Annotated in this window: 18 protein-coding genes; 10 read left to right on the forward strand and 8 right to left on the reverse strand. The window is 62.1% G+C overall.

Annotated features, from left to right (window positions below):
* Positions 1-210: 210 nt before the first annotated feature.
* The 8 genes from JOH52_RS27850 (at position 211) to JOH52_RS27885 (ending at position 7,803) form a co-directional block, all read left to right on the forward strand.
* Positions 211-723, forward strand: coding sequence for an A24 family peptidase (locus JOH52_RS27850; protein WP_014528725.1), 513 nt, complete (start codon positions 211-213; stop codon positions 721-723).
* A 42-nt stretch (positions 724-765) separates the two neighbouring features.
* Positions 766-1,557 carry a Flp pilus assembly protein CpaB gene (gene cpaB, locus JOH52_RS27855; protein WP_014531466.1) on the forward strand — a complete coding sequence of 264 codons (792 nt, stop codon included), beginning with the start codon at positions 766-768 and terminating at the stop codon, positions 1,555-1,557.
* Positions 1,558-1,563: 6 nt separating this feature from the next.
* Positions 1,564-3,324, forward strand: coding sequence for an AAA family ATPase (locus JOH52_RS27860; protein WP_017272381.1), 1,761 nt, complete (start codon positions 1,564-1,566; stop codon positions 3,322-3,324).
* Positions 3,321-3,746, forward strand: coding sequence for a TadE/TadG family type IV pilus assembly protein (locus JOH52_RS27865; RefSeq protein WP_010967820.1), 426 nt, complete (start codon positions 3,321-3,323; stop codon positions 3,744-3,746). The genes JOH52_RS27860 and JOH52_RS27865 overlap by 4 nt, the downstream gene beginning before the upstream one ends.
* 344 nt (positions 3,747-4,090) lie before the next feature.
* Complete coding sequence (locus JOH52_RS27870) at positions 4,091-4,261, forward strand: Flp family type IVb pilin (RefSeq protein WP_003526943.1); 171 nt, start codon at positions 4,091-4,093, stop codon at positions 4,259-4,261.
* Between the two features lie 43 nt (positions 4,262-4,304).
* Positions 4,305-5,798 (forward strand): TadA family conjugal transfer-associated ATPase, encoded by a 1,494-nt coding sequence (locus JOH52_RS27875; RefSeq protein ID WP_010967819.1) that lies wholly within the window; start codon positions 4,305-4,307, stop codon positions 5,796-5,798.
* 28 nt (positions 5,799-5,826) lie between these two features.
* Entirely contained in the window at positions 5,827-6,828 is a 1,002-nt protein-coding gene (locus JOH52_RS27880) for a type II secretion system F family protein (RefSeq protein ID WP_014531468.1), read from the forward strand.
* Positions 6,829-6,837: 9 nt separating this feature from the next.
* A complete protein-coding gene (locus JOH52_RS27885; RefSeq protein WP_010967817.1) occupies positions 6,838-7,803 on the forward strand; it encodes a type II secretion system F family protein in 966 nt (321 codons plus the stop codon).
* A 54-nt stretch (positions 7,804-7,857) separates the two neighbouring features.
* On the opposite strand, the gene JOH52_RS27890 is transcribed toward JOH52_RS27885, so the two are convergent.
* From JOH52_RS27890 to JOH52_RS27925, 8 genes are all read right to left on the reverse strand, one after another.
* On the reverse strand, positions 7,858-8,922 hold the full coding sequence (locus JOH52_RS27890; RefSeq protein ID WP_014531469.1) for a chemotaxis protein CheB: 1,065 nt from the start codon (positions 8,920-8,922) through the stop codon (positions 7,858-7,860).
* Positions 8,923-8,931: 9 nt separating this feature from the next.
* The gene (locus JOH52_RS27895; RefSeq protein WP_014531470.1) at positions 8,932-11,058 is read right to left on the reverse strand and encodes a hybrid sensor histidine kinase/response regulator; all 2,127 of its coding nucleotides are present in this window, start codon (positions 11,056-11,058) and stop codon (positions 8,932-8,934) included.
* A complete protein-coding gene (locus JOH52_RS27900; protein ID WP_013845552.1) occupies positions 11,045-12,685 on the reverse strand; it encodes a methyl-accepting chemotaxis protein in 1,641 nt (546 codons plus the stop codon). Before JOH52_RS27900 ends, JOH52_RS27895 begins: the two co-directional genes overlap by 14 nt.
* Entirely contained in the window at positions 12,663-13,331 is a 669-nt protein-coding gene (locus JOH52_RS27905; RefSeq protein WP_014531472.1) for a chemotaxis protein CheW, read from the reverse strand. The genes JOH52_RS27900 and JOH52_RS27905 overlap by 23 nt, the downstream gene beginning before the upstream one ends.
* The gene (locus JOH52_RS27910; RefSeq protein ID WP_014531473.1) at positions 13,328-14,689 is read right to left on the reverse strand and encodes a CheR family methyltransferase; all 1,362 of its coding nucleotides are present in this window, start codon (positions 14,687-14,689) and stop codon (positions 13,328-13,330) included. The genes JOH52_RS27905 and JOH52_RS27910 overlap by 4 nt, the downstream gene beginning before the upstream one ends.
* 153 nt (positions 14,690-14,842) lie before the next feature.
* Complete coding sequence (locus JOH52_RS27915; protein WP_010967811.1) at positions 14,843-15,526, reverse strand: LuxR C-terminal-related transcriptional regulator; 684 nt, start codon at positions 15,524-15,526, stop codon at positions 14,843-14,845.
* Between the two features lie 190 nt (positions 15,527-15,716).
* Complete coding sequence (locus tag JOH52_RS27920) at positions 15,717-18,932, reverse strand: bifunctional diguanylate cyclase/phosphodiesterase (protein WP_127657772.1); 3,216 nt, start codon at positions 18,930-18,932, stop codon at positions 15,717-15,719.
* A 141-nt stretch (positions 18,933-19,073) separates the two neighbouring features.
* Entirely contained in the window at positions 19,074-19,745 is a 672-nt protein-coding gene (locus JOH52_RS27925) for a protein-L-isoaspartate(D-aspartate) O-methyltransferase (protein ID WP_010967809.1), read from the reverse strand.
* 294 nt (positions 19,746-20,039) lie between these two features.
* Between JOH52_RS27925 and JOH52_RS27930 the strand changes: the two genes are divergently transcribed.
* A complete protein-coding gene (locus tag JOH52_RS27930; RefSeq protein WP_010967808.1) occupies positions 20,040-20,540 on the forward strand; it encodes an NADH-quinone oxidoreductase subunit J family protein in 501 nt (166 codons plus the stop codon).
* Complete coding sequence (gene nuoK / locus JOH52_RS27935; RefSeq protein WP_003526959.1) at positions 20,540-20,842, forward strand: NADH-quinone oxidoreductase subunit NuoK; 303 nt, start codon at positions 20,540-20,542, stop codon at positions 20,840-20,842. The genes JOH52_RS27930 and nuoK overlap by 1 nt, the downstream gene beginning before the upstream one ends.

A 20,842-nucleotide genomic window follows, 5' to 3' on the forward strand; every position in this document is an offset into this window, starting at 1 on the left:
CTTTGGGTGAGATGCAGTAGGGCGTTCCAGTGGGACGATATATCCCGCCTGCCGCCTGCCGACGATTCGGCCAGTCGGCCTAGTCCGGGCCGCAGCCCTTCGCGTGGCGTGCTTAGTCCATCAGGTCGAATGGATATTCCTTAGCGCAGTGGGCACATTCCGGACATTCCAACCGGCCCCGCATCGGCCCTTGTGCATGAGGCATCGACGATGATCTCGACATCCGCAGCTTGGTTCGCTTTCCTGCTTTTCGCCGGAGCGATGACTTACGCCGGCATCAGGGACGTGGCGACGATGACCATATCCAACCGCCTGGTCGTCTTCCTGGTGATCGCCTTCGCCATTCTTGCGCCCGCTGCAGGTCTGAACCTCGCGACGGTCATGTCGAGCGTTGTCGTTGCCTCCGCCGTGCTCGCTTGCACTTTCGTACTCTTTGCTGCCGGCTGGATCGGCGGCGGTGACGCAAAACTGCTGCCAGTTGCCGTGCTCTGGCTCGGCGCCGACCTTGCGCTCCCCTTCATCCTCTACACGTCGGTCATCGGCGCGGCCCTGACCGTTGGGCTTCTTCAGCTTCGACGGGTACCTCTACCGCTCGCCCTGAAGAAAAACGCCTGGGCGAAGCGTCTTCTCGACCGCGAGACGGGCATTCCCTATGGCGCAGCTATGGCGCCGGCTGCCCTTCTGCTGCTTCCGGAAAGCCACTGGTGCTCCGTCCTCCTTTAAACCATCGCGTGGCGATCCGCCGCGCAAGACGAGGTTTGACCCATGATCCGTATCGTCATTCTCCTGCTCGCACTGGCATCCGGTGGGGCCGCCTCCTGGCTGGCGCTCGGCACCGGCGATCAGCGCGCGGTCGAGGTTGCAGAGGTTCAAGAAACGCCCTCGCAGGAGGTGCTCGTCGCAGCTGCAGAGCTCAAGCGCGGTGCAGTGATCGAAGAGAACCAGCTGCGTTGGCAGCCGTGGGAGGGCGAAATCCCCCCTGTCTTCATCAGCCGCAGCTCCCGACCCGATGCGACGACAGCGCTCAAGGGTTCGCTCGCCCTAAGCGGCTTCGTAGCGGGAGAACCCATTCGCGACGACAAGCTTGCGCAGGGCGGCACGGGCTATCTGTCCAGCTTGCTGCCTTCGGGAAAGCGGGCGATTGCCGTTCGCGTCACGGCCGAGAGCACCGCCGGTGGCTTCATCCTGCCGAACGACCATGTCGACATTATTCACACCGTCGCCCGGCCTGACGCCTCCGGCGACGCCGGTAAGGTCGTCAGCCGGGCGATTTTATCCAACATTCGCGTCCTCGCGGTCGATCAGACCGTTTCACAGGCATCCGATGGAGCCTCGGTGATCGGGAAGACCGCCACGCTCGAAGTAGATCCCGAACAGATCTCAGCCGTCGCGGCGGCGGAAGCCTCCGGCACGGTTTCGCTCGCACTTCGTGCGATTACCGACAATCACGAAGCCTCGGTCGTGGAAGCAGAGGGAACCCGACCCGGCGTGGTGCGCTTTTTCAACGGCGGACGCATGTCGATGGTGGAAGTTCCCTCCCGTTCCGGCGGCAGCTGATCCTTTATGGAAATTCCGAACATGAAACAGCTCGATAGCGAAACCAGGGAAGCACCGCAGCCGATGACCGCTGCACCGCTGTTGCCCATACCGAAGGTGGACATCGCCGTCTTCTGCCAGTCGGAAGAGGTGAGAGAGGCCGCCGGCACGGCGGCGATCGATCGTCGCATGGCGCGCGCCACCGTAACGGTGAAGGCCGGAGGAATGAAAGAGGCGACTGCGCTTTATGGCGGCGTAACATCGCCGAACCTCGTCGTCGTAGAGAGCGACGATGGCGAGGCCCGTCTGATGGCCACCTTGGAAACGCTCGCAATGGAGTGTGTCACGGGGACCAAGGTCATCGTCATCGGCCGCTCCAACGATGTGGGTCTCTACAAGAAGCTTCTGGACGCCGGTGTAAGCGACTATCTCGTCAAGCCGCTCGAGCCGATGGACTTCGTCGCGGCGGTGCACCGCTGCTTCCGCGACTCTACCGAGGAAAAGCTGGGGCGCATCGTCGCATTCGTCGGTGCCAAGGGAGGAACCGGCTCCTCCACGCTCGCGCACAACGTGGCATACGCCATGTCCAAGCGGGTGGATGCCGATGTTCTTCTGGCGGATCTTGATCTTCAGTCCGGTACGCTCGGACTGAACTTCGACATCGAGGCGAAACACGGCATGGTGGATGTGCTCCAGAGCCCCGATCGTCTCGACGACGTGCTGCTGCGACGCCTGGCGGTCAGCTACACGGACCGCCTGCACCTGCTTCCGGCGACCACGGATCTCGACAAGTTCATTAATCTTCGGGAGGGCGATGTCGATCATCTCCTCGACGTCGCTCGTTCGAGCTCGTGGCATGTCGTCGTCGATCTGCCGCACATTCTGACGCAGTGGACGAGGAAGATCCTGCTAGAGGCGGACGAAATCGTCGTGACGGCGACGCCCGACCTGGCCGGCATGCGCAATGCCAAGAACCTGATCGATTTCCTGAAGAAGGCGCGGCCGAACGATCCGCCGCCGCGGCTTGTGCTGAACAAGGTTGGCACCCCGAAACTTCAGGAGATCAAGCCGAAGGATTTCGTGGCGGCTGTCGGCCTGGAAGAGAGTGTCTCTCTGGCATTCGAGCCGTCCTTGTTCGGCGCGGCGGCCAATCATGGCCGGCTGGTCATCGAGTCGGCACCGGATTCGAAGGCGGGAAAAGCCATAGTTTCGCTCGCCTGGCGGGTTGGCGGGACGCGGGAGAGACGGACGCGGCAGAAAGGGGTCAAAGCTTTGCTGCAGAAGGTCTTCAAACGCGGCAAGCCGAAGGCTCCGTCCACGTTGCGCAAGAAGGCCGGGGAATTGAAGACGTCCGAGGCCGGTGCTTCGGCGGTCGAATTCGCGCTGGTCGCGCCGGTCCTCGCTCTCGGTCTCGTGGCTACGGCCGATCTCGGTCTTGCGATCCATGAGCGCATGACGATCGACCATGTCCTGCGCGCCGGTGCGCAGGCCGCTCTGGCCGATCCCGGCGCGGCGCAGGTCCAAAAGGTGCTCGTTTCCACCTTGGCCCAGAGCCCGCGTCTGGCGAGTGCCACGCTGCCGGCAGTGAAGCGCTACTGCGCCTGCCCGGAAAATGCCGATGTCGCACCTGAAGCCGCGCCGCAATGCGGAACGGTGACCTGCGCGAACGCGAAACCGCAATTCGTGTATTATCGGCTCGCGGCTGCAAAGTCCTATCGGCCCATGTCCCTGCCGGCGGTACTTCCCGTGTTCGAGCTCGGGTCCTCCATGCAGGTGCAAGTCCAATGAGGGCTCCGCCCGCCATCCTCCGCCGTCTGTTTCGGAGTCAGTCAGGCGCTACGGCGGTGGAATTCGCGCTCGTCTGCCTGCCTTTGCTGCTGCTCGTCTTCGGCATCATCGAGTTCGGCCGCGCCTTTTACGTGCGCAATGAACTCTCGCACGCCGTCGACGTTGCCGCTCGGCGGGTGCTGATCGGGCAGATCGCGCGTGATGCGACCGACAGCGAAGCACTGACCAAGCTGGCTGGCGCGGTGCGCGAGAGCTTTCACAGCGGCGATCCGACGCTGCTCACTATCGCTGTCACCAAGGAAACCGTGGACGGCATAGCCTTCCGCGTGCTCTCGATCCGCTATCCCTTCACCTTCGTCGTCCCCGGTCTCGCCCAAAGCCCCGTCAGCCTCAATCTGTCGCGGCGCATCCCGATCGGGTGATTGAGCTTCCAGCCAAGGCCGGCGAATTTCAACTGGCGTGTTTGCAACGATCTGTTGGCGGCGATGACGGTTATCTGGAGCGGGGCGCAGTGTCTCGGACGATCCATGCGTCGCGGCGCATCGCAACTTCAAGGTGTCGCAAATTGCGGTTCTGGCGATCGGACTAGACCAACCGGACGAGCCACTTGCACGGCCGGATCGGCCATCAGGCTGAATGGATCAGGAGGGTTAACAAAGTCTATATAAGGGCCACACAGCAAGCGGGACACGAGGCAGAACCCGGCCCGGCCCTGTGACGCCGAACCTGGTTTCGGCACTTTCTCCAACCCATGAAGGACCGAACCATGAAAAATCTTCTCGCCCGTTTTGCTCGCAATGAGTCCGGCGCAACCGCCATCGAATACGGCCTGATCGCTGGTCTGATCTCTGTCGTGCTCATCACCGTTATGGGGACCATAGGCACGGGGTTGACCACCAGATTCACCGCTATCGGCACGGCGCTCACAGGCGGCTGACGCTCTCGACAACGCGCGCCGGTTGCCAAGCGAAGCGGAAGGCATGCCTTCCGCTTTCGCATTCAACGAACTCAAACTTCTCAATCTCGGGAACAGAGCGACAACGATGTTCGGCAAGAAATCCATTTCGGAAGAACGGACAGCCGAAGCAGCGGTCCAGCCCGTCGTCGAAAACGAACTTCAGGCCGCGCACGCCCCTGTCCAAGTTCGGAAGCCACCCCAGGTTCCGGCAACTGCGAAACCCGAGAACGCCGAACAATATTACAGCTTGAAGAAGGAAATCTTCAGCGCCCTCATCGCGACGATCGACGTTGCAGCACTCTCCAATATGGATGGCGAGCAGGCGCGCAACGAAATCGGCGCGATTATAAACGACATCGTCGCGGCCAAGAAGGCCGGCATTTCGATGGCCGAGCAGAACGACCTTCTCAGCGACATTTGCAACGACATCTTGGGTTACGGCCCGCTCGAGCCCCTGCTCGCACGCGACGATATCGCCGACATCATGGTCAATGGCGCAAACCAGGTCTTCATCGAAGTCAACGGCAGGGTGCAGGAGACGGGAATCCGCTTTCGCGACAACGAGCAGCTACTCAATATCTGCCAGCGCATCGTCAGCCAGGTTGGCCGGCGCGTCGACGAATCGAGCCCTATCTGCGACGCGCGTCTGGGCGACGGTTCCCGTGTCAACGTGATTGCGCCTCCGCTGGCAATCGACGGCCCCACGCTGACGATCCGCAAGTTCAAGAAGGAAAAGCTGACCCTCGACCAGTTGGTCCGGTTCGGCTCGATCTCGCCGGAGGGCGCCGAGGTTCTCAAGATCATCGGACGTGTGCGCTGCAACGTCCTCATTTCCGGCGGTACCGGCTCCGGCAAGACAACGCTTCTGAACTGCCTGACCGGCTATATCGACCACGGCGAACGCGTCATCACCTGCGAGGATGCGGCAGAGCTTCAACTGCAGCAACCGCATGTGGTGCGCCTCGAAACGCGGCCGCCGAACATCGAGGGGCAGGGCGAGATCACCATGCGCAACCTCGTGAAGAACTGCCTGCGCATGAGGCCCGAGCGGATCATCGTCGGCGAGGTGCGCGGGCCCGAGGCCTTCGACCTGCTGCAGGCGATGAACACGGGCCACGACGGCTCGATGGGAACGCTCCACGCCAACTCCCCGCGCGAAGCGATGGCACGCATCGAGGCGATGATCACCATGGGCGGGAGCTCGCTGCCGGCCAAGACGATCCGGGAGATGCTCGTCTCGTCAGTCGACGTGATCGTGCAGGCAGCGCGACTTCGCGATGGTTCGCGCCGGATCACCCACATCACCGAAGTGCTCGGCATGGAAGGCGAGGTGGTCACGACGCAGGATCTCTTCGTCTACGACATTCTCGGCGAAGACGAGAAGGGAAACATCATCGGAAGACACCGGTCGACCGGGATAGGTCGGCCGGCATTCTGGGATCGCGCACGCTATTACGGCGAAGAGGCCCGGCTTGCCGCCGCCCTCGACGCGGCGGAATTGAAGGCCGCCGCCTGACGACACGCTGACACAGGGGCCAATACAGATGGCGACTTCTTTGCTGTTTCCCGTCTTCGTCTTCCTCCTGGCGTCCACCAGCATCGGCGGCATGATGGTGGCGGCGTTCTATCCGCGTGTCTCCAAGGCAAGCGCCTATCGCCAGAGGTTCGAGCGCATTTCGGCGCGGGCGGAAGACAAGCGAAGCGAGCCAGCGGAGACGGATGGCCGCGACCGGCGTCGGTCGGTGGAAAAGACGCTGCGCGAGATTGAGGAGAAGCGCCAGGCGAATGCGCGCAAAGGCAAGGTGACGCTTTCGGCCAGGCTCCGTCAATCCGGCCTTCATTGGTCCCGCAAGGCCTATTTTCTCGTCTGTGCCGGCGCTACGCTGGCCACCTGGGTCGTGATGCTGCTACTGCTGGGCCTCGGCGCGCTGGTGTCGGTCGGTTTCGCCATCGCGGGCGGGCTGCTCCTGCCGCACCTCTATGTGAACATGAAGCGCAATGCGCGCTTTACCCGGTTCGCTGCCGAGTTCCCGAACGCCGTCGACGTCATCGTCAGAGGGCTCAAGGCAGGCCTGCCGATGCCGGATTGCCTCAGGGTGATTGCCATGGAGGCACAGGAGCCGGTCAAGGGCGAGTTCCTCGCGATCGTTCAGGATCAGACGCTGGGAATCCCTGTGGACGAGGCCGTGAAGCGCATGAGCGAACGCATGCCACTGGCCGAAGCCAACTTCTTTGCCATCGTCGTCGCCATCCAGAGCCGCACCGGCGGCAGCCTTTCGGAAGCGCTCGGGAACCTTTCCAAGGTGCTGCGCGAGCGCAAGAAGATGAAGGGCAAGATCAAGGCGATGAGTTCGGAGGCGAAGTCCTCGGCCGGCATCATCGGTGCCTTGCCGTTTCTCGTCGCCGGCGCCGTTTATTTCATGAGCCCGGACTACATGGCGCTCCTGTTCACGACGATGATCGGTAAGGTCGTCGTCGTTGGCTGCGGCCTTTGGATGGGCATCGGCATCCTCGTCATGCGCAAGATGATCAACTTCGACTTCTGAGAACTTGAGATGAACCTTGGCGTCCATATCCCCGATCCGGAACAGTTGGCGGCTATAATGGCCGGCTTCTCCGCCTTTTCAGCGGTCGTGGTCGTTTCCTGGCCTTACGTCTTCCGGGACACGCTGTCAGACCGTATGCGAAGGGTGGAGGGCGAACGCGAGCGTATCCGCCAGCGCGAACGCGCCCGGCTGGAAGAGAAGAGCAGGGTATCCTTGCGTGTGGAACCCAAGCGCCTCTTTCAGGCGATCGTCGACCGCTTCCGTCTTGCCAAGCAGGCGGAGGACGGCGAGATCGTGCGCAAGTTGAGCATGGCGGGTTATAGGGGCCATGCCGCCGTGACCGCCTTCCTTGCTTTCCGGCTGATTGCGCCGGTTGCCATCTTCGCGGCCTGCTTGCTTTATATCCTGCTGGTGGTTCGCCCGGAGGCACCGCTGCTTCTGGTGGTGGCGATGGCCGCCGCCATGGGCGCGCTCGGATATTTCTCTCCGGCGATCTTCGTCAGGAACAGGATCACCAAGCGGCAGCAGTCTATCCGGCGTTCCTGGCCGGAGGCGCTGGACCTTCTGTTGATTACCGTCGAAGCCGGCATGGGGATCGAAAGCGCCTTCCGAAAGGTTGGGGAGGAGATCGGCACGCAATCGCCGGAAACTGCGGAGGAGATCCTGCTGACGACTGCGGAGCTTTCCTACCTGCAGGACCGGCGGCAAGCCTTCGAGAATCTAGGGCAGAGAACCGGCGTGGAGGGCGTGCGCGCCGTCGTGACCAGCCTCATCCAGGCGGAGAAATACGGCACGCCGCTCGGTCAGGCGCTGCGCGTGATGGCACAGGAGAACCGGGACATGCGCATGAGCGAGGCCGAGAAAAGAGCGGCTGCCCTTCCGCCCAAGCTCACCGTGCCGATGATCCTGTTCTTCCTGCCGGTCCTCTTCGCGGTGATCATCACACCGGCGGTCATTCAGATCATGAGCACCTAGAGGGGGGCGGTCTGGCGCCTGCGCGTCAAATCCGACGCGTGGGCGCCACAGCTTTCATGTCCTCGTTTCCCCTTCCGGTTCGCTCCGCCCCCGGGCGATGGCGGTGATGTTCTCGGCTATGCTTTCCAGCGGCAGCACCAGGTCCACGAGACCGGCACCGATCGCCGACTTCGGCATGCCGAAGACGACCGAGCTCTTCTCATCCTGCGCGATTGCCTTGCCGCCCGCCATGCGCAGTGCCCGAAGCCCCTCGGTTCCGTCATCGCCCATTCCGGTCAGGACGACTGCGAGGGACTCTCCCTTGAAGGCACGCGCGATCGAGCCGAAGAGGTAGGATCCGGACGGTTTGAAGCCGTTGACGGGAGCATCGTCCGAGACGCGTAGGCGTGACCTGCCCGAGACGCCGAGCTGACAGTTGTCCGGCGCTAGGTAGACCGTGCCGGGTTTGAGAAGCTCTCCATTCCTGGCGACCTTCACCGTGAGCGGCACGGTCGCGTTGAGAGAGGCGGCAACGCCGTCGATGAAGCCGTTCGACATGTGCTGGACGATGAGGATCGGCACCGGGAGATCGGCTGAGATGTCTTTCAGTATCGCACGGATCGCCGCCGGCCCACCGGTCGAGGCCGCGATCCCCACGATTCCGATCGGCGTCCTTGCCGCTGGCGGTTGGTCTTTAGCCGCGCGATCTCCGCGGACCTTCTGGCGCCATTGCCGGACGACCTTTACCTGCGACATGGCCTTGATCGTCGAGAGGAACTTTTCGATGGCCGGTTGTTCGAGCGGCATGCCGTGCGCGGCCGGCGCCGGGATGACCGCGAGAGCGCCCGCTTCGAGTGCCCGCGCCGATATGGTCCCGAGCTGCGAGCCGTCCCGATGGGAGAGCATTACGACCGGTGTCGGTGCCGCGATCATTATCTCCCTGACCGTTTCTGCGCTGTCATCCCCGGAGGGGCAGAGCTCCACGGCGACAATGTCCGGCAAGAGTTCGCCGGTCATTCTAACGGCTTCTCTCCCGCTTCTTGCGATCAGTACGAGCTCCGCTGAGGCGTCCCCCTCGATAGCCCTCCTTACGAGATCCTCGAGCTCGACTGTCGATGTCGCGAGAAGAATGCGTACCATTCTCGTCCCTCAAACGACCTGCCGCATTGTTTCCAGGAAGTCGTGCGCATCGAACTGATCCTTCCTCAGATAGGCGTTTGCGCCTGCGCGCAGTCCTTTCACCTTGTCCTCCAGGGATTCCCGCCCGGTGACGAGTACGACGGGCGTGCCGGTAAAGCGGTCCGACTGGCGAATGGCCCGGGTGAGCTCGAAGCCGTTCATCGACGGCATGTCGACGTCGGCTACGACGACGTCGGCTCCATGGTCGCGAAGCTGCTTTAACGCTTCCGTGCCGTCGGTCGCCATCGTCACATCGTATCCTGCGCCTTCCAGTATGAGCTTCACCAATGTTCGCACATATTTCGAATCGTCGACGACAAGGACCTTCCGACGAGCGGCCGCAACGCTCCGGCGCGCGACGACCTCGTTGCGAGGCCGCACCTCGGCGGCAGCTTCCGCGAGAGCTGCGACGTTCAGAAGGAGGGCGATGCGCCCGTCCGGGAGCACCATGCCACCGCTGTAACGCCGGACATTTGCCAGGCGCGGACCGAGCGATCGTGCGAGCAATTCCTGTTCCCCGGTGATTTCGTCGACGAGCACTGCCGTGGACCCGCTCGGCGAGTCGACGACCACTGCCGGCGTCGTTTCGCTCGCAGGACTGCGATTCGGCTGGAGGCGGAGCCAGAGTGAAACATCGACGAAGGGCATCGGACCTGCGGGGGTACGGACGAAATTCCTGCCCTCTATCAGCGTGAAGTCCCCCCGGTCGATCCGGATAACGCGCTGGACGGACGTGGTGTCGATCGTGAACACATGTCCTCCTGCAAGAACTTCCAGAACGCGAACCGTTGCAAGGGTCAAAGGCAGGGTGAGGGTGAAGGCAGCACCGCCGGTAGGTACCTGCGATACGTCGATCGCGCCGCGTAGCTTTTCCACATTCCTTTTCACGATATCGAGACCTATACCTCGCCCTGAGAGGCTGGTGACGGTCGCCGAGGTGGAGACGCCCGGCTCGAAGACACGCCGCAGGATATCCGCTTCGGCCTGCTTGCCATGTGTGCTTTCGCCTGTCGCCGCACTCAGCAAAGCCAAATTCAGGCCGCGGCCGTCGTCTTCGACGCGAACCTCCATCCGGTTTCCGCGCATCGCGGCCGAAACCAGAATCCTGCCCTTTTCCGGCCGTCCTGCCGTCCGACGCTCCTCCGGCGTCTGGATTCCATGCGCAACCGCGTTGCGGACGAGGTGGCGAAGCGAATCCTGCAGCGCTGAAACAATGGAGCGATCGACCTCTAACTCTCCGCCGCTGATCTCCAGCTCTGCGCGTTTGCCCGATGCCGCCGCCACGTCCCGGACGATGCGGCCCAGACCCTTGCAGGCCTCTGCAAAGGGCTGCGTGCGCGCAAGTCTGATCTCCTCGTCGAGTGCGGTCACGGCACTTTGCATCAGGCGAACGTCCTGGCGGAGGAATGCTGCGAGCTGACGCAGGCCGCCTTCGACGCTCGCCACCTGTCCGGTGGGATCAGAACCCGGTGCGCGCATTTTCCTTGCTTCCTCGCGCAGCGAAGAGGCCTGTTCGGCATGACGCCGCATGACGGCATTGAAGGTCAACATCTCACCGCTCCTGTAAAGGAGTGCATCCAGGCGCGCGGCTGAGACGCGCATGGACCCGTCGGTGTCGGTGGCGCGAATGGCGATCCCCGGTTCCGCCATGGGCGGATGGTGGTGCGCTTCTTTCAAGCCGTCATCGCAACCCGCGGTTGCGACGGCCTTCAGCTTTTCGACCACGTCCTGGCCATGCGCGGGAGAGGGGATTTCGCCGCTCTCAAGCAGATTGGCCGCGTCCCTGATTGCGTCCGCAGCCGACAGTAGCAGGTCAAGCCTCGATCGTTCGAGAACAAGCCCTACATTCGCAGCGATCGAGAGAATTTCCTCCATCCAGTGACAAATCGTTTCGACGCCGCGCACCTGAAGCAGGCCGGCGGCACCCTTGAGGCTATGCGCCACTCTTAGAAGCTGTTCCTGCAGATGCCGTTTCCGATCTGCGTCGCCGGACGCCTCAATTGCGAGCACGGCGTTCTCCATCTCCGACGCACGTTCCCGCACTTCTTGAGTGAACATGGTCAATAAGCCGGGGTCGAGTTCTTCAGGTGTTATCATGTTCGTTGCCGTGGTCGGTGAGCATTTCCTTCAGCCTCGAGCCGAGTTCATTCAGATCTTTTGCGGCCTCCTCTGCCTGGCGTATCGCCGAGAGGTTCTGGCTGCTGGTCTGTTCGATGTAATGCATCGCTTCGTGAATCTGCTTCATTCCGGCGCGTTGCTGACCAGCCGAGGCGGCGATTTGAGCGACCGATCGCGCGGAATCGGCGACGATTGCCTCGAGTTGCCGAATGGTTTCGCCCGCTTCGCTGACCGTCTCGAGCGCACGGCTGACGCTCTTGGATCCATCCTCGGCGCCGATCACCGCGGAGTTTGTCGATTTTTGAATTTCCATGAGGATGCGGCGGACCCTGGTGGTCGCAGATTTCGACTGGTCGGCAAGCGTCCGGATCTCGCTGGCGACAACATTGAAGCCCCTGCCGTGTTCGCCGGCACGCGATGCCTCGATCGCAGCATTCAATGCCAGGAGGTTCGTCTGGTCCGCGATCTCGGCAACGACCGAGACGATTTCGCCGATTTCGAGGCTGTTTTCCGCAAGCGACAGAATATCCGCAGCGATCGTCTCCGTCCGGGCACTAACGGCATTCATCACCTGCACCGTGTCGTCGAGCGCTCTGCGGCCCTCATTGCTGATCTTGACGGCGTTGTCGTAGGAGGCGGCAACGTGCTGCGCGCGCTGTGCTGCCTGTTCCGACGTCTGCAATACCTCGTCGACGCTCGTGACCGTCTGGGCAACGGCCGAGGACTGCTCGCGCATGCCTTCGACCTGCTGCGTGGTGCCGGCGAGAATTTCGGCAGCTGACGATGAGAGGTGTTGCGCCGTTTCAGAAATCGTGGCGAGCAACTTCTCGAGCCGCTCCCTGCTGCCCCGCTCGTTGTCGATCATACCGGCAAGCCTTGCGGTCATCGCGTTGAAGGAGTCGCCGAGAACCGCGAGCTCGTCGCTGCCCTCCACGGATGCCTTCTGCGCCAGGTCGCCGGCGCTGACCTTTTCCGCCAGGACCGCGAGCGCGCGCGTGCGGCGGGCCAGACGGCGCACGACCCGCAGCACGTGAAGGAGCAGCAGCAGGGCGAGTGCCGAAAAACCAAACTGCAGCAATTGGGAGCGCTGGAGCCGGGTCACTCCGGCCTGTTCGATGCGGCTGATCAATCCGTCCAGACGCGCCGCAAACGCTCTGATCACGGGATCCAGCTCGTCCAGTGCGCCGCGACTGCGCGGTGCGCTGGCCATAACGCTTTCCAGACCGGGCCTGACTTCATCCAGCCATTGTTGGCGGGCTTGCTCAAGCTGCGTGAGAGCAGCAGGATCGTTCGCCGCCGCCAGACCGATCCCTTCTTCGCTATTCGCCAGGCTCGCAAGAAGCCGCTCATTGCGAGCCATCAACCGGCGCAGCTCATCGGTAGCAGCGGCCCGAGCCGGACCCTCCGCTCGTTCCAGGTGACTGGCCGTGTAGATCATCTGGTAGGCGAGCCGTTCCTTGCCAAGCGAGGACGTTGCCGCGAGATCGGCCCGCACGCGTTCCAGAGCAATGAAGCTGGACCCGACAAGCAGCGCCGATGCTGCCAGGAATAGGAGCATTGCCAACCCCAATGCGCCATAGAGGCTATTCGCTGGTCGGGGACTCATGGAACTCGGTCCTTTCCGTCTCGTCGCTGGCGGTGATCTGCTCATCCTCAAGAAAGAAGCGGCGGTCATCCAAAAGGCGGCGGCCGTCGAGAATGACCGCCCCGATTTTCGTCGCCGCCCAATGCCATGGTTTGCCTGGAGCGGGCTCCGCTGCTCGGATTTCCTCCAGCGGCAGCGTCGATATTTCTGGGGCGGCTTCGGAAAGTATCAGGAATTCGGGCCGTTCCTGCCCGCACACGATCGCCCAGTCGTCGGCGATACGGGCCTCTTGCGGGAGATCGAGCGGTCCGCGCAGATCGAACACGGGAAGCAGTTGACCGCGCAGGTCGTAAACGCCACAGGCATGCGGGGGCATTCCGGGGAGCGGGCTGACGCGTGCCCTCGAAACGATTTCGCAAACGTAGCGGATCTCCAAGGCAAAGTGGCGATCCGCCAGGACGAAGATCACAAGACCGACGGCCTGTTCTTCGCTTTGCCCGGCGGATACGTCAACGGCCACACGGGGTGATCGTTGCTCGTATTGCGCTTCCGAATCCTGTTGTGCCGCTTCCAGAAGCGCCTCCGTCTGTTCTATCGCGGCTGCCATACGGCTTCTGACGGCGGTCCAGTCGAGCGGACGCGCGGCGGGACGGCAAGGTGTCTTCATCCGGCTTCGCTCCCGAGATGTTGGCGTATCGTGGCGATCTCTCGCCGTGCACGCTGTGCCAGATGGCCGGCCGTTGCCTCGGGCATCAACTCAACGTGTTCGCGCGGCGAGCGAGATAGGCAGGACGAGAGCGCATTTTCGAGGGCGCGCAGGGCCGCCCGCGGATCGCTGTCCTTGAGGCAGACACCGAGTAAGAACTGTGCAGCCGCCAGTTTGCCGTCGAGATATGCCACCCGCCGGAGTGCTGCCTTCGCCGCATCGGTCTCGCCGCTGGCCATCCGGGAGACACCTTCAAGGAAGTGCAGTTCCGCTGATAGCGGATGCCTCTCGATCGCTCGGGCGGCAAGGCGCGCGGCCTCGCGGGGCTCACCCAGGTCGAAACGCGATCGGATTTGCCGGGCGATGGCCTCGGCCGTATCGTCGCCGGTCGTTTTTCCCGAGGCCGCGGCGCGAGCCCGGGCGAGCGGAACGCCCGCGACCGGGTTGCCGGTTTGGCGTTGGACGGGAGCGACGCACGCGGTCGAGCTTTTGCGTGTGTCCGGAGCCATGATGCGGCGGTAGACAATGCCCGCGGGCGTGATCGACGTCTCGAAGGGGGCGTATTTCCACAGGGGCGGGTCGGTCGGGGCCGTCAGCAGCCAGCCGCCATCGGAAAGGGAACCCAGAAGCTGACGGGCGATGCGGCGCACTGCGCTCGCTTCGAGATAGACGAGCACGTTGCGGCAAAGGATCAAATCGAAGTCAGACAATCGCTTTTCCGGTGCCGGAAGCGCGTCGGTGCCGAGGTTCAGATGAGCGAAGTCGACCTGCCGGCGCAATCGCTCGTTCAGTCGAAAACGCCCCTCGCACGAAGTGAAATACCGCTGCCTCAGCCTCGGGCCCGTATTCCTCAAGGCCCACTCGCCGTAGTCGCCAGCCTTGGCCGCGGCGAGAGCCCTCCTCGAAATATCGGCTGCATCGATCCGGACGCCGTCCAAGAGGCCTTCCTCTTCGCATAGAATGGCAAGCGAATACGGTTCCTCGCCCGTCGCGCAGCCGACGCTCCAGATTCGCAGAGGAGACCCCTCGGGCCGACGTCGCAGCAATTCCGGGAGAATTGTTTGCCGTATCAGCTCGAATTGCTCGGGCCCGCGGAAGAAATGCGTTTCGGCAACTGTGACCGCGGAGATCACGTCCTCGGTCAAATCCTCGTCCGATCCCAGCCGGTCGAGAAGCAAGCGACCCTCGCCAATGCCGCGCCGCACCATGACCCGGTCTATCGCCGAAGCGACGGTTTCTTTCCGGGATGCCGAGAAGCTCAGGCCGACCCTGCCTGCAACCTGTTCAGCGAGCTCCAGCGACGGGCCGTGCCTGGTCACTGGACACCTCGTTGCCCGTTCGGGATGAAGCTCTCTGTCGAAACCGGCTGGCGCATTTTCGTTCCACATACATTGACTGCTGTCGTCACTACGTCCTGGCGTGCATTTGCGCTATTCGTCCGGATGACCTAGAGGGCGGCCTATCCAAGCGGACTATTGTCGGTTTTCGGTCATCGGCAAAAGACGTGCTCCGGCTGCGGCCGCCTCCTGGCGGTTCCTGACCCGCAGGCTTCGGAATAGTGCTGCCATGTGGATCTTCACGGTGCCTTCGCCGAGTTTCAGCTTGCGTGCGATTTCCTTGTTCGAGAAGCCCTGTACAAGGAGCTGCAAGACTTCGCGCTGCCTCGGCGTGAGGAATTCGATCGTACGGTGGCGTTCGTTCTGGACGCCCCCGCCAGGCGCGGGCGTCTCTGCCTCGGAAGGGGAGGCGCGGCCTGCGATGGAGGGCGGGACATAGACGGATCCGTTGAGAATGGCGCGAACCGCCTCGGCGAGATCGGTCGCGCCGAGCCCCTTGGGGACATAACCGTTTATGCCTGCCGTCAGGGCGGAGAGGATATCCGATCGACGCGACGATGCCGAAACGACCGCGACTTTCAAATCCGGGTGGACGTCGCGCACGGCAGCAAGGCTGGCAACGCTTTGCATGCCCGGCATCGCCAGGTCGAATAGTGCCAGCGAGACGTCTTCGCGTTCGGAAAGCCTCTCGATTGCCTCGTCGAGTGACCCAGTCTCGATAATCTCGGTAAAGCGCAATTTGCTCTTCAAAATGAAGCCAAGCGCAATCCTGAAGAATTCATCGTCATCGGCAATAAGTGCGACGCCTGAGGCATTCATTACGCTATCCCCGCTCGCTGGCTCACGCCAAGGGCTTCCGAACCCGTCTAGTCGACTTGCAACTAACGATCGTCTCCGCGAATGAGTTCCCGCCATTTCCATCAATGACTGGTAGTAATTGGATTGTGCCACACACGCCGCGAGACGTGTAGGGCTAATTCCTGCCCTGTTGGCAACTGCGGCAATCGAGTTAGAGGGAACCGGCCGCGATCAGCTTGGAAATTTCCGCGGCGGGCAGGGGGCGAGAAAAGAGGTAGCCCTGCACCTCATTGAAGCCCTCCGAATCCACCACCGCCAGCTGATCCTCCGTTTCGACGCCCTCGACCGAGGTCGTCATGCCAAGGCTTTGCCCAAGGCCCGCGACGGCCTTGACGATCGCGAGGGACTCCTTGCCGTGCGGCAGGTCCCGGACAAAGGCCTGGTCAACCTTGATCTTGTCGAACGGAAAGCTGCGCAAGTACCCAAGTGAGGAATAACCCGTTCCGAAATCGTCCATCGCGATCTTGACGCCGAGCCTTCGCAAGTCCTGTAGCAGCTCGAGATTATGCTCACTCTCGTCCAGGAGAACCGTTTCCGTGATCTCCAGTTGCAGACGAGCGGGATCAAGCCGGGTGGCTGAAAGGGCCTTGGCGACGGCCCTCACCAGGTTGCGATGCTTGAACTGGACAGGGGAGAGGTTTACGGCAACACTCACACGTTCCGGCCAGCGCGCGGCCTGGCGGCATGCCTCGCCCAGGATCCACTCGCCAATCGGAACGATCAAGCCGGTTTCTTCGGCAATTGGAATGAATTCGGACGGGGCGATCATTCCACGGTCGGGGTGCCGCCATCGCAACAACGCCTCGCAGCAGCTCACGCAACGCGACTCCAAGCTCACCAGCGGCTGATAGTGCAGCTCGAACTCTCCCCTCGCCAGCGCGTCCCGCATTGTGATCTTCATCTGCTGGTGTGTTTGCAACTGCGCATGCATCGCCACGTCGAAAAGCTTGTAGGTGCCGCGGCCGCTAGATTTCGCACTGTAGAGTGCGATATCAGCCGCCTTGATCAACTCATCTGCAGAGGTTCCGTCTTCTGGCGCAAAGGCAATTCCGATGCTGGTCCCGACGGTTGCGGCGGCGCCCTCGATACTGAAGGGCTCGGAAAGGGTATCGATCAGTCGCTGTGCGAGGCGGAAAGCTTCGTCACGTGACTCCATCAGAGGTTGTATTATAGCGAATTCGTCACCCCCAAGTCGCGCGACGGTTTCCGTGCTCCTGACTGCCTGGATCAGTCTTGTGGAAACCTGGCGCAGTAAAGCGTCGCCGGCCGGATGGCCGAGCGTGTCGTTGACGGCCTTGAAGCCGTCAAGGTCCAGGCAGAGCACTGCCATACGCGCATGGTTGCTCTCGTTCAGCGCTTCCTCGAAGCATTCGCGGAAGAACATCCGGTTCGCGAGGCCCGTGAGCATGTCGTGCCTGGCCATATGCGCCATCTGCTTTTGGGCGAGCAGGGTGTCTTCTTCCGCGCGACGCCGCTCGGTTATGTCTCGGCAGAAAATGGAAATGCCGTCTCGCGTTGGGGAGGCGTTCGCTTCGACCCAGCGGCCGAGCGACGACAAATGGTCCTCAAAAAAGGAGCGGACCCGTCGGTCCATCACTTCGCGGCAATGCTTGGCGAAGCTCCCCTCCTCCTCTTCGGGGAAGAGTTTCCAGAACACTCTTCCGAGGGCCTCGTCTCCGACCTGCAGGAGCTTCCGGGCATTCTCGTTGAGATAGCGCACGCGCCAGTCTGCGTCGAGCAGCATGACGCTATCCATGGTGCTCTCGAGAACCGAGGAAAGTTGGTCGGCAGCGGCTTCGGCGTGCCTTTGCGCACGGCTGATTTCGTCGCTTGCTCGCTTGGCATCGGTAATGTCGCGCCAGATCGACAGGATTCTGAACGGCTTTCCGTGATGGTCTGTGATCGGGGCCGAGATCACGTCCATGCATCTTTCTTCACCGCCAGCATCCCGAACGGAAATCTCGAAACGCGCTGTCTTGCCGCGTCTGACGCTTTCCCAGGCCGCCTCGACCTTGTCGGCGTCGGAAGCTCGCCCGATTGAGTCCCATGTCTGCCCCGTCACCGGCGCGCCTTCATTCAGTCCGAAGATACGCCGCCCGGCCTCGTTCATGAGCAGGGGCCGTCCCTCCATGTCGAGCACGCGCACACAGTCGGGGCTGCTGTCAAAGATGCTTCTGATAAACGCCTGAGCTTCCTGTTGAGCGATCTCCGCGGCTCGGCGTTCCGTGATGTCGAGAACGGATCCAACATAACCGAGGAAGGTTCCGTCGGGGGAGAAGCGCGGTTGCCCGACGTCGATGACCCATGCCCAGCTTCCGTCGGCTCGTCGCAACCGGTACTCGCTGCGCACCGGTTCCTTGCCCGCAGTCGCCCTAAAGAATGTCTCCTGGACTGCCTGGCGGTCATCGGGATGGATGACGTCGACCCAACCGAAACCGAGCGCCTCAGCCTCTGTTTGCCCAGTCGTTTCCAACCACAAGCGATTAAAGAAGCTTGTGTCGCCTGTGGGGTCCGCTACCCAGATCATGACGGGGGCGTCGTCAGCGATGGCTCGAAAGCGGGCCTCGCTTTCGCGCAAGTCGTCGGCAGCGCGCCGCCTTTCGTCGATATCCTCCAAAACGCCGTACCAGCGCACGATTTTTCCATCCGCGTCACGCTTTGCGGCTGCGCGAGCGCGGAACCATCGATAATCGCCGGTCTTGGTCAAGAGCCTGAATTCGCAGTCGAACGGTGCACCGCTTGCCAGGGACCGGCGCCATTCCTCTTGCAAAGCCTCCGCGTCCTGCGGATGAACCGCTTTGGCCCATCCGCTGCCGAGTGTCTCTTTTTCGCCCAGTCCGGTCAGTTCGCTCCATCGCGGGCCAACCTCCAGGACCTCTCCCGCCGTGTCTGCGGTCCAGGGAACTTGCGGGTGAAGGTCGACCAGAGAGCGATAATGCTCTTCGCTCGCTCGGAGGGTCTCTTCGGTCCTGCGCAGGTTGGTGATATCCACGATCGTTACGACCACGAACTTCTCTTGTGTCGAACCGGCGGGAATGCTCACGCACCGTTTTTTCGTCAGGAGCGTGCGCTGTGTCCCATCGGGCGTCGTGATTTGCTCTTCGAGCTCGTGGCCTTCGCTTGTCGAAAGTACGATCCTGTCGAGCGAGACGATCCTGTCTGCCTGCTCCCCCGGTAATATGTCGTGGTCGGTCCGTCCAATGAGCTGGTTCCGGTCTTTCCCCAGAAGGTCGCATGCCGCGTCGTTGATGAAGACGAACCGTGACGCATCGTCCTTGATAATCACCGGTTCGGCGATGCCATCCAAAAGCCGCTGGAAGAGATCATGGGATCTATGGGAGGGCGGTTCGGGCGTCGGTGCGTTCATGACACGACACTTAGACCGGTGAGGCGCTGTAGCGCATTGAAGAAATCCCCACTAGGTTGTGCAAACTCGGTCAACTGATCGCGACTGCAAATTGTTCCCGGAGAATAGATACAGCCTCTCCTGCGGCAGGGTACGCGCGCCTTAGACCGCCTCGAGCTTGCTGAACCGAACCGGGATGAGTTGCCGCGCCAGGAATTGCCCTTCCGAATCCTTGTCGATGACAGTCAGCACCTGTTCTTCCGAACCCACAGGAAGAACAAGGCGGCCCATTGGCTTGAGCTGCTCGAGCAAAGCCGGAGGCGGCTCCTCAGCCGCCGCCGTGACCAGGATCTTGTCGAATGGAGCGTGCTCAGGCCAGCCGCGTGAACCGTCGCCGATACGAATGCCGACATTAGACATGCCGAGGCCGTGCAGGAGAGCCTCGGCATGGCTTGCGAATTCCTCAATGATCTCGACGCTCCAAATCTTCCCGGCGAGTTGAGCGAGGATTGCGGTTTGATAGCCCAGGCCGGTGCCGATCTCAAGCACGGCCTCATGCGGTTTGGGAGCAAGGAGATCGGTCATGAGTGCGACCATGAAGGGCTGCGACACGGTTTTATCGAAGCCGATCGGAAGCGGCATGTCCTGGTAGGCAAAGGGCGCAGCTTGGGCGGGCACGAACAGATGCCGCGGTACCCGCAGCATCGCTGCCATTACCCGTTCATCGAGCGCCGCCTTGCCGAGTTCTTCACTTGCAAGGTCGGCATAGATTGCGACCACCTCGACCATGTGCCTGCGCAGAACGGCGAGGTGCTCTTCGTTCATTGGCTTCATGAGGGCGCGCTCTCCTCAGCCAGTTGGCCGGCAATGGCCTCTCGAACATTAAAGGGTGACGAGCCTGCAATAGCAAGGCCAAATGGCGCGAACAATTCGCTAGCGATCCGGCGCCGCGCAGGCAAGGTCTTAAGGGTGTGAGCCGACGGCCGCAGAACGGATAGAGCATCGGAATTTGTCAGAGCGACAATAATCTTGTGAAAAATCCGATACTAGGGCACAATTTGTGAGTGCGGCGCTATCTCGACTCCGGCCGTCTTGCGCCGAGAGTTCGTGGGCGAAAGGTCGGCGTCGATGCATCAGGGGTTCTTTCTTCTGTTCGCTACGGTGTCCGTGGTCACAGCCCTGACGCTGGTCCTGGCGCGCAATCCGGTTCACAGCGCATTGGCGCTGATGGCGTGCTTCCTGCAGATTTCCGCAATCTTCGTTATGCTCGGCGCGCCGCTGCTCGCGGTCATCCAGATCTTCGTCTATGTCGGCGCGATCATGGTCCTGTTCCTGTTCGTGATCATGATGGTCGACGTGCGCGAAGCGGTGCTGCAGCGTTTCATGCCCGGCGGCAACTTGCCGGCGCTCGCCCTTCTCGTCCTGCTCGGTGCTGAGATGGTCGTGCTGGTGCTCTGGAGTGATCGCTTCATCGAATCGCCGCCAGTCGCCGAACGCGGAGGCGATGCGATCAGAGATCTCAGCAAGACGCTCTTCTCGGACTATCTCCTGCCGTTCGAAGTCGCCTCCGTCATCCTGCTGGCGGCTCTCGTCGGCGCCATCGTGCTGGCGCGGAAGGAGCCTGGCTGATGGTCCCGCTCTGGTGGTCGATCCTGCTCGGAGTGGCCCTGTTTGTGATAGGAGCGGGGGGCGTCCTTCTAAGGCGCAATATCCTGATCGTGCTGATGTCGCTGGAGCTTCTGCTCAATTCGGTCAACATCAATTTCATCGCCTTCGGGCAGTACTACGACGACTTCCGCGGACAGATCTTTGCGATCTTCGTCATCGCGATCACCGCGGCGGAGGTTGCCGTGGCCCTCGGCATATTGGTCGCGCTGGTGAGGAACAAGTCCACCCTCAAGGTAGACGACGTCACCATCATGAAAGGATAG

The sequence above is a fragment of the Sinorhizobium meliloti genome (assembly GCF_017876815.1).
GTDB classification, from domain to species: Bacteria; Pseudomonadota; Alphaproteobacteria; order Rhizobiales; family Rhizobiaceae; genus Sinorhizobium; species Sinorhizobium meliloti.

Bases quoted from the DNA above. Each gene is read 5' to 3' on its own strand.
- JOH52_RS27895 (WP_014531470.1), bottom strand. From the start codon at position 11,058: ATGATAACACCTGAAGAACTCGACCCCGGCTTATTGACCATGTTCACT.
- JOH52_RS27905 (WP_014531472.1), bottom strand. From the start codon at position 13,331: ATGAAGACACCTTGCCGTCCCGCCGCGCGTCCGCTCGACTGGACCGCC.
- JOH52_RS27860 (WP_017272381.1), top strand. From the start codon at position 1,564: ATGGAAATTCCGAACATGAAACAGCTCGATAGCGAAACCAGGGAAGCA.
- JOH52_RS27930 (WP_010967808.1), top strand. From the start codon at position 20,040: ATGCATCAGGGGTTCTTTCTTCTGTTCGCTACGGTGTCCGTGGTCACA.
- JOH52_RS27850 (WP_014528725.1), top strand. From the start codon at position 211: ATGATCTCGACATCCGCAGCTTGGTTCGCTTTCCTGCTTTTCGCCGGA.
- JOH52_RS27915 (WP_010967811.1), bottom strand. From the start codon at position 15,526: ATGAATGCCTCAGGCGTCGCACTTATTGCCGATGACGATGAATTCTTC.
- nuoK (WP_003526959.1), top strand. From the start codon at position 20,540: ATGGTCCCGCTCTGGTGGTCGATCCTGCTCGGAGTGGCCCTGTTTGTG.
- JOH52_RS27880 (WP_014531468.1), top strand. From the start codon at position 5,827: ATGGCGACTTCTTTGCTGTTTCCCGTCTTCGTCTTCCTCCTGGCGTCC.
- JOH52_RS27920 (WP_127657772.1), bottom strand. From the start codon at position 18,932: ATGAACGCACCGACGCCCGAACCGCCCTCCCATAGATCCCATGATCTC.
- JOH52_RS27865 (WP_010967820.1), top strand. From the start codon at position 3,321: ATGAGGGCTCCGCCCGCCATCCTCCGCCGTCTGTTTCGGAGTCAGTCA.
- JOH52_RS27875 (WP_010967819.1), top strand. From the start codon at position 4,305: ATGCCTTCCGCTTTCGCATTCAACGAACTCAAACTTCTCAATCTCGGG.
- JOH52_RS27885 (WP_010967817.1), top strand. From the start codon at position 6,838: ATGAACCTTGGCGTCCATATCCCCGATCCGGAACAGTTGGCGGCTATA.
- JOH52_RS27900 (WP_013845552.1), bottom strand. From the start codon at position 12,685: ATGAGTCCCCGACCAGCGAATAGCCTCTATGGCGCATTGGGGTTGGCA.
- JOH52_RS27890 (WP_014531469.1), bottom strand. From the start codon at position 8,922: ATGGTACGCATTCTTCTCGCGACATCGACAGTCGAGCTCGAGGATCTC.
- cpaB (WP_014531466.1), top strand. From the start codon at position 766: ATGATCCGTATCGTCATTCTCCTGCTCGCACTGGCATCCGGTGGGGCC.
- JOH52_RS27870 (WP_003526943.1), top strand. From the start codon at position 4,091: ATGAAAAATCTTCTCGCCCGTTTTGCTCGCAATGAGTCCGGCGCAACC.
- JOH52_RS27925 (WP_010967809.1), bottom strand. From the start codon at position 19,745: ATGAAGCCAATGAACGAAGAGCACCTCGCCGTTCTGCGCAGGCACATG.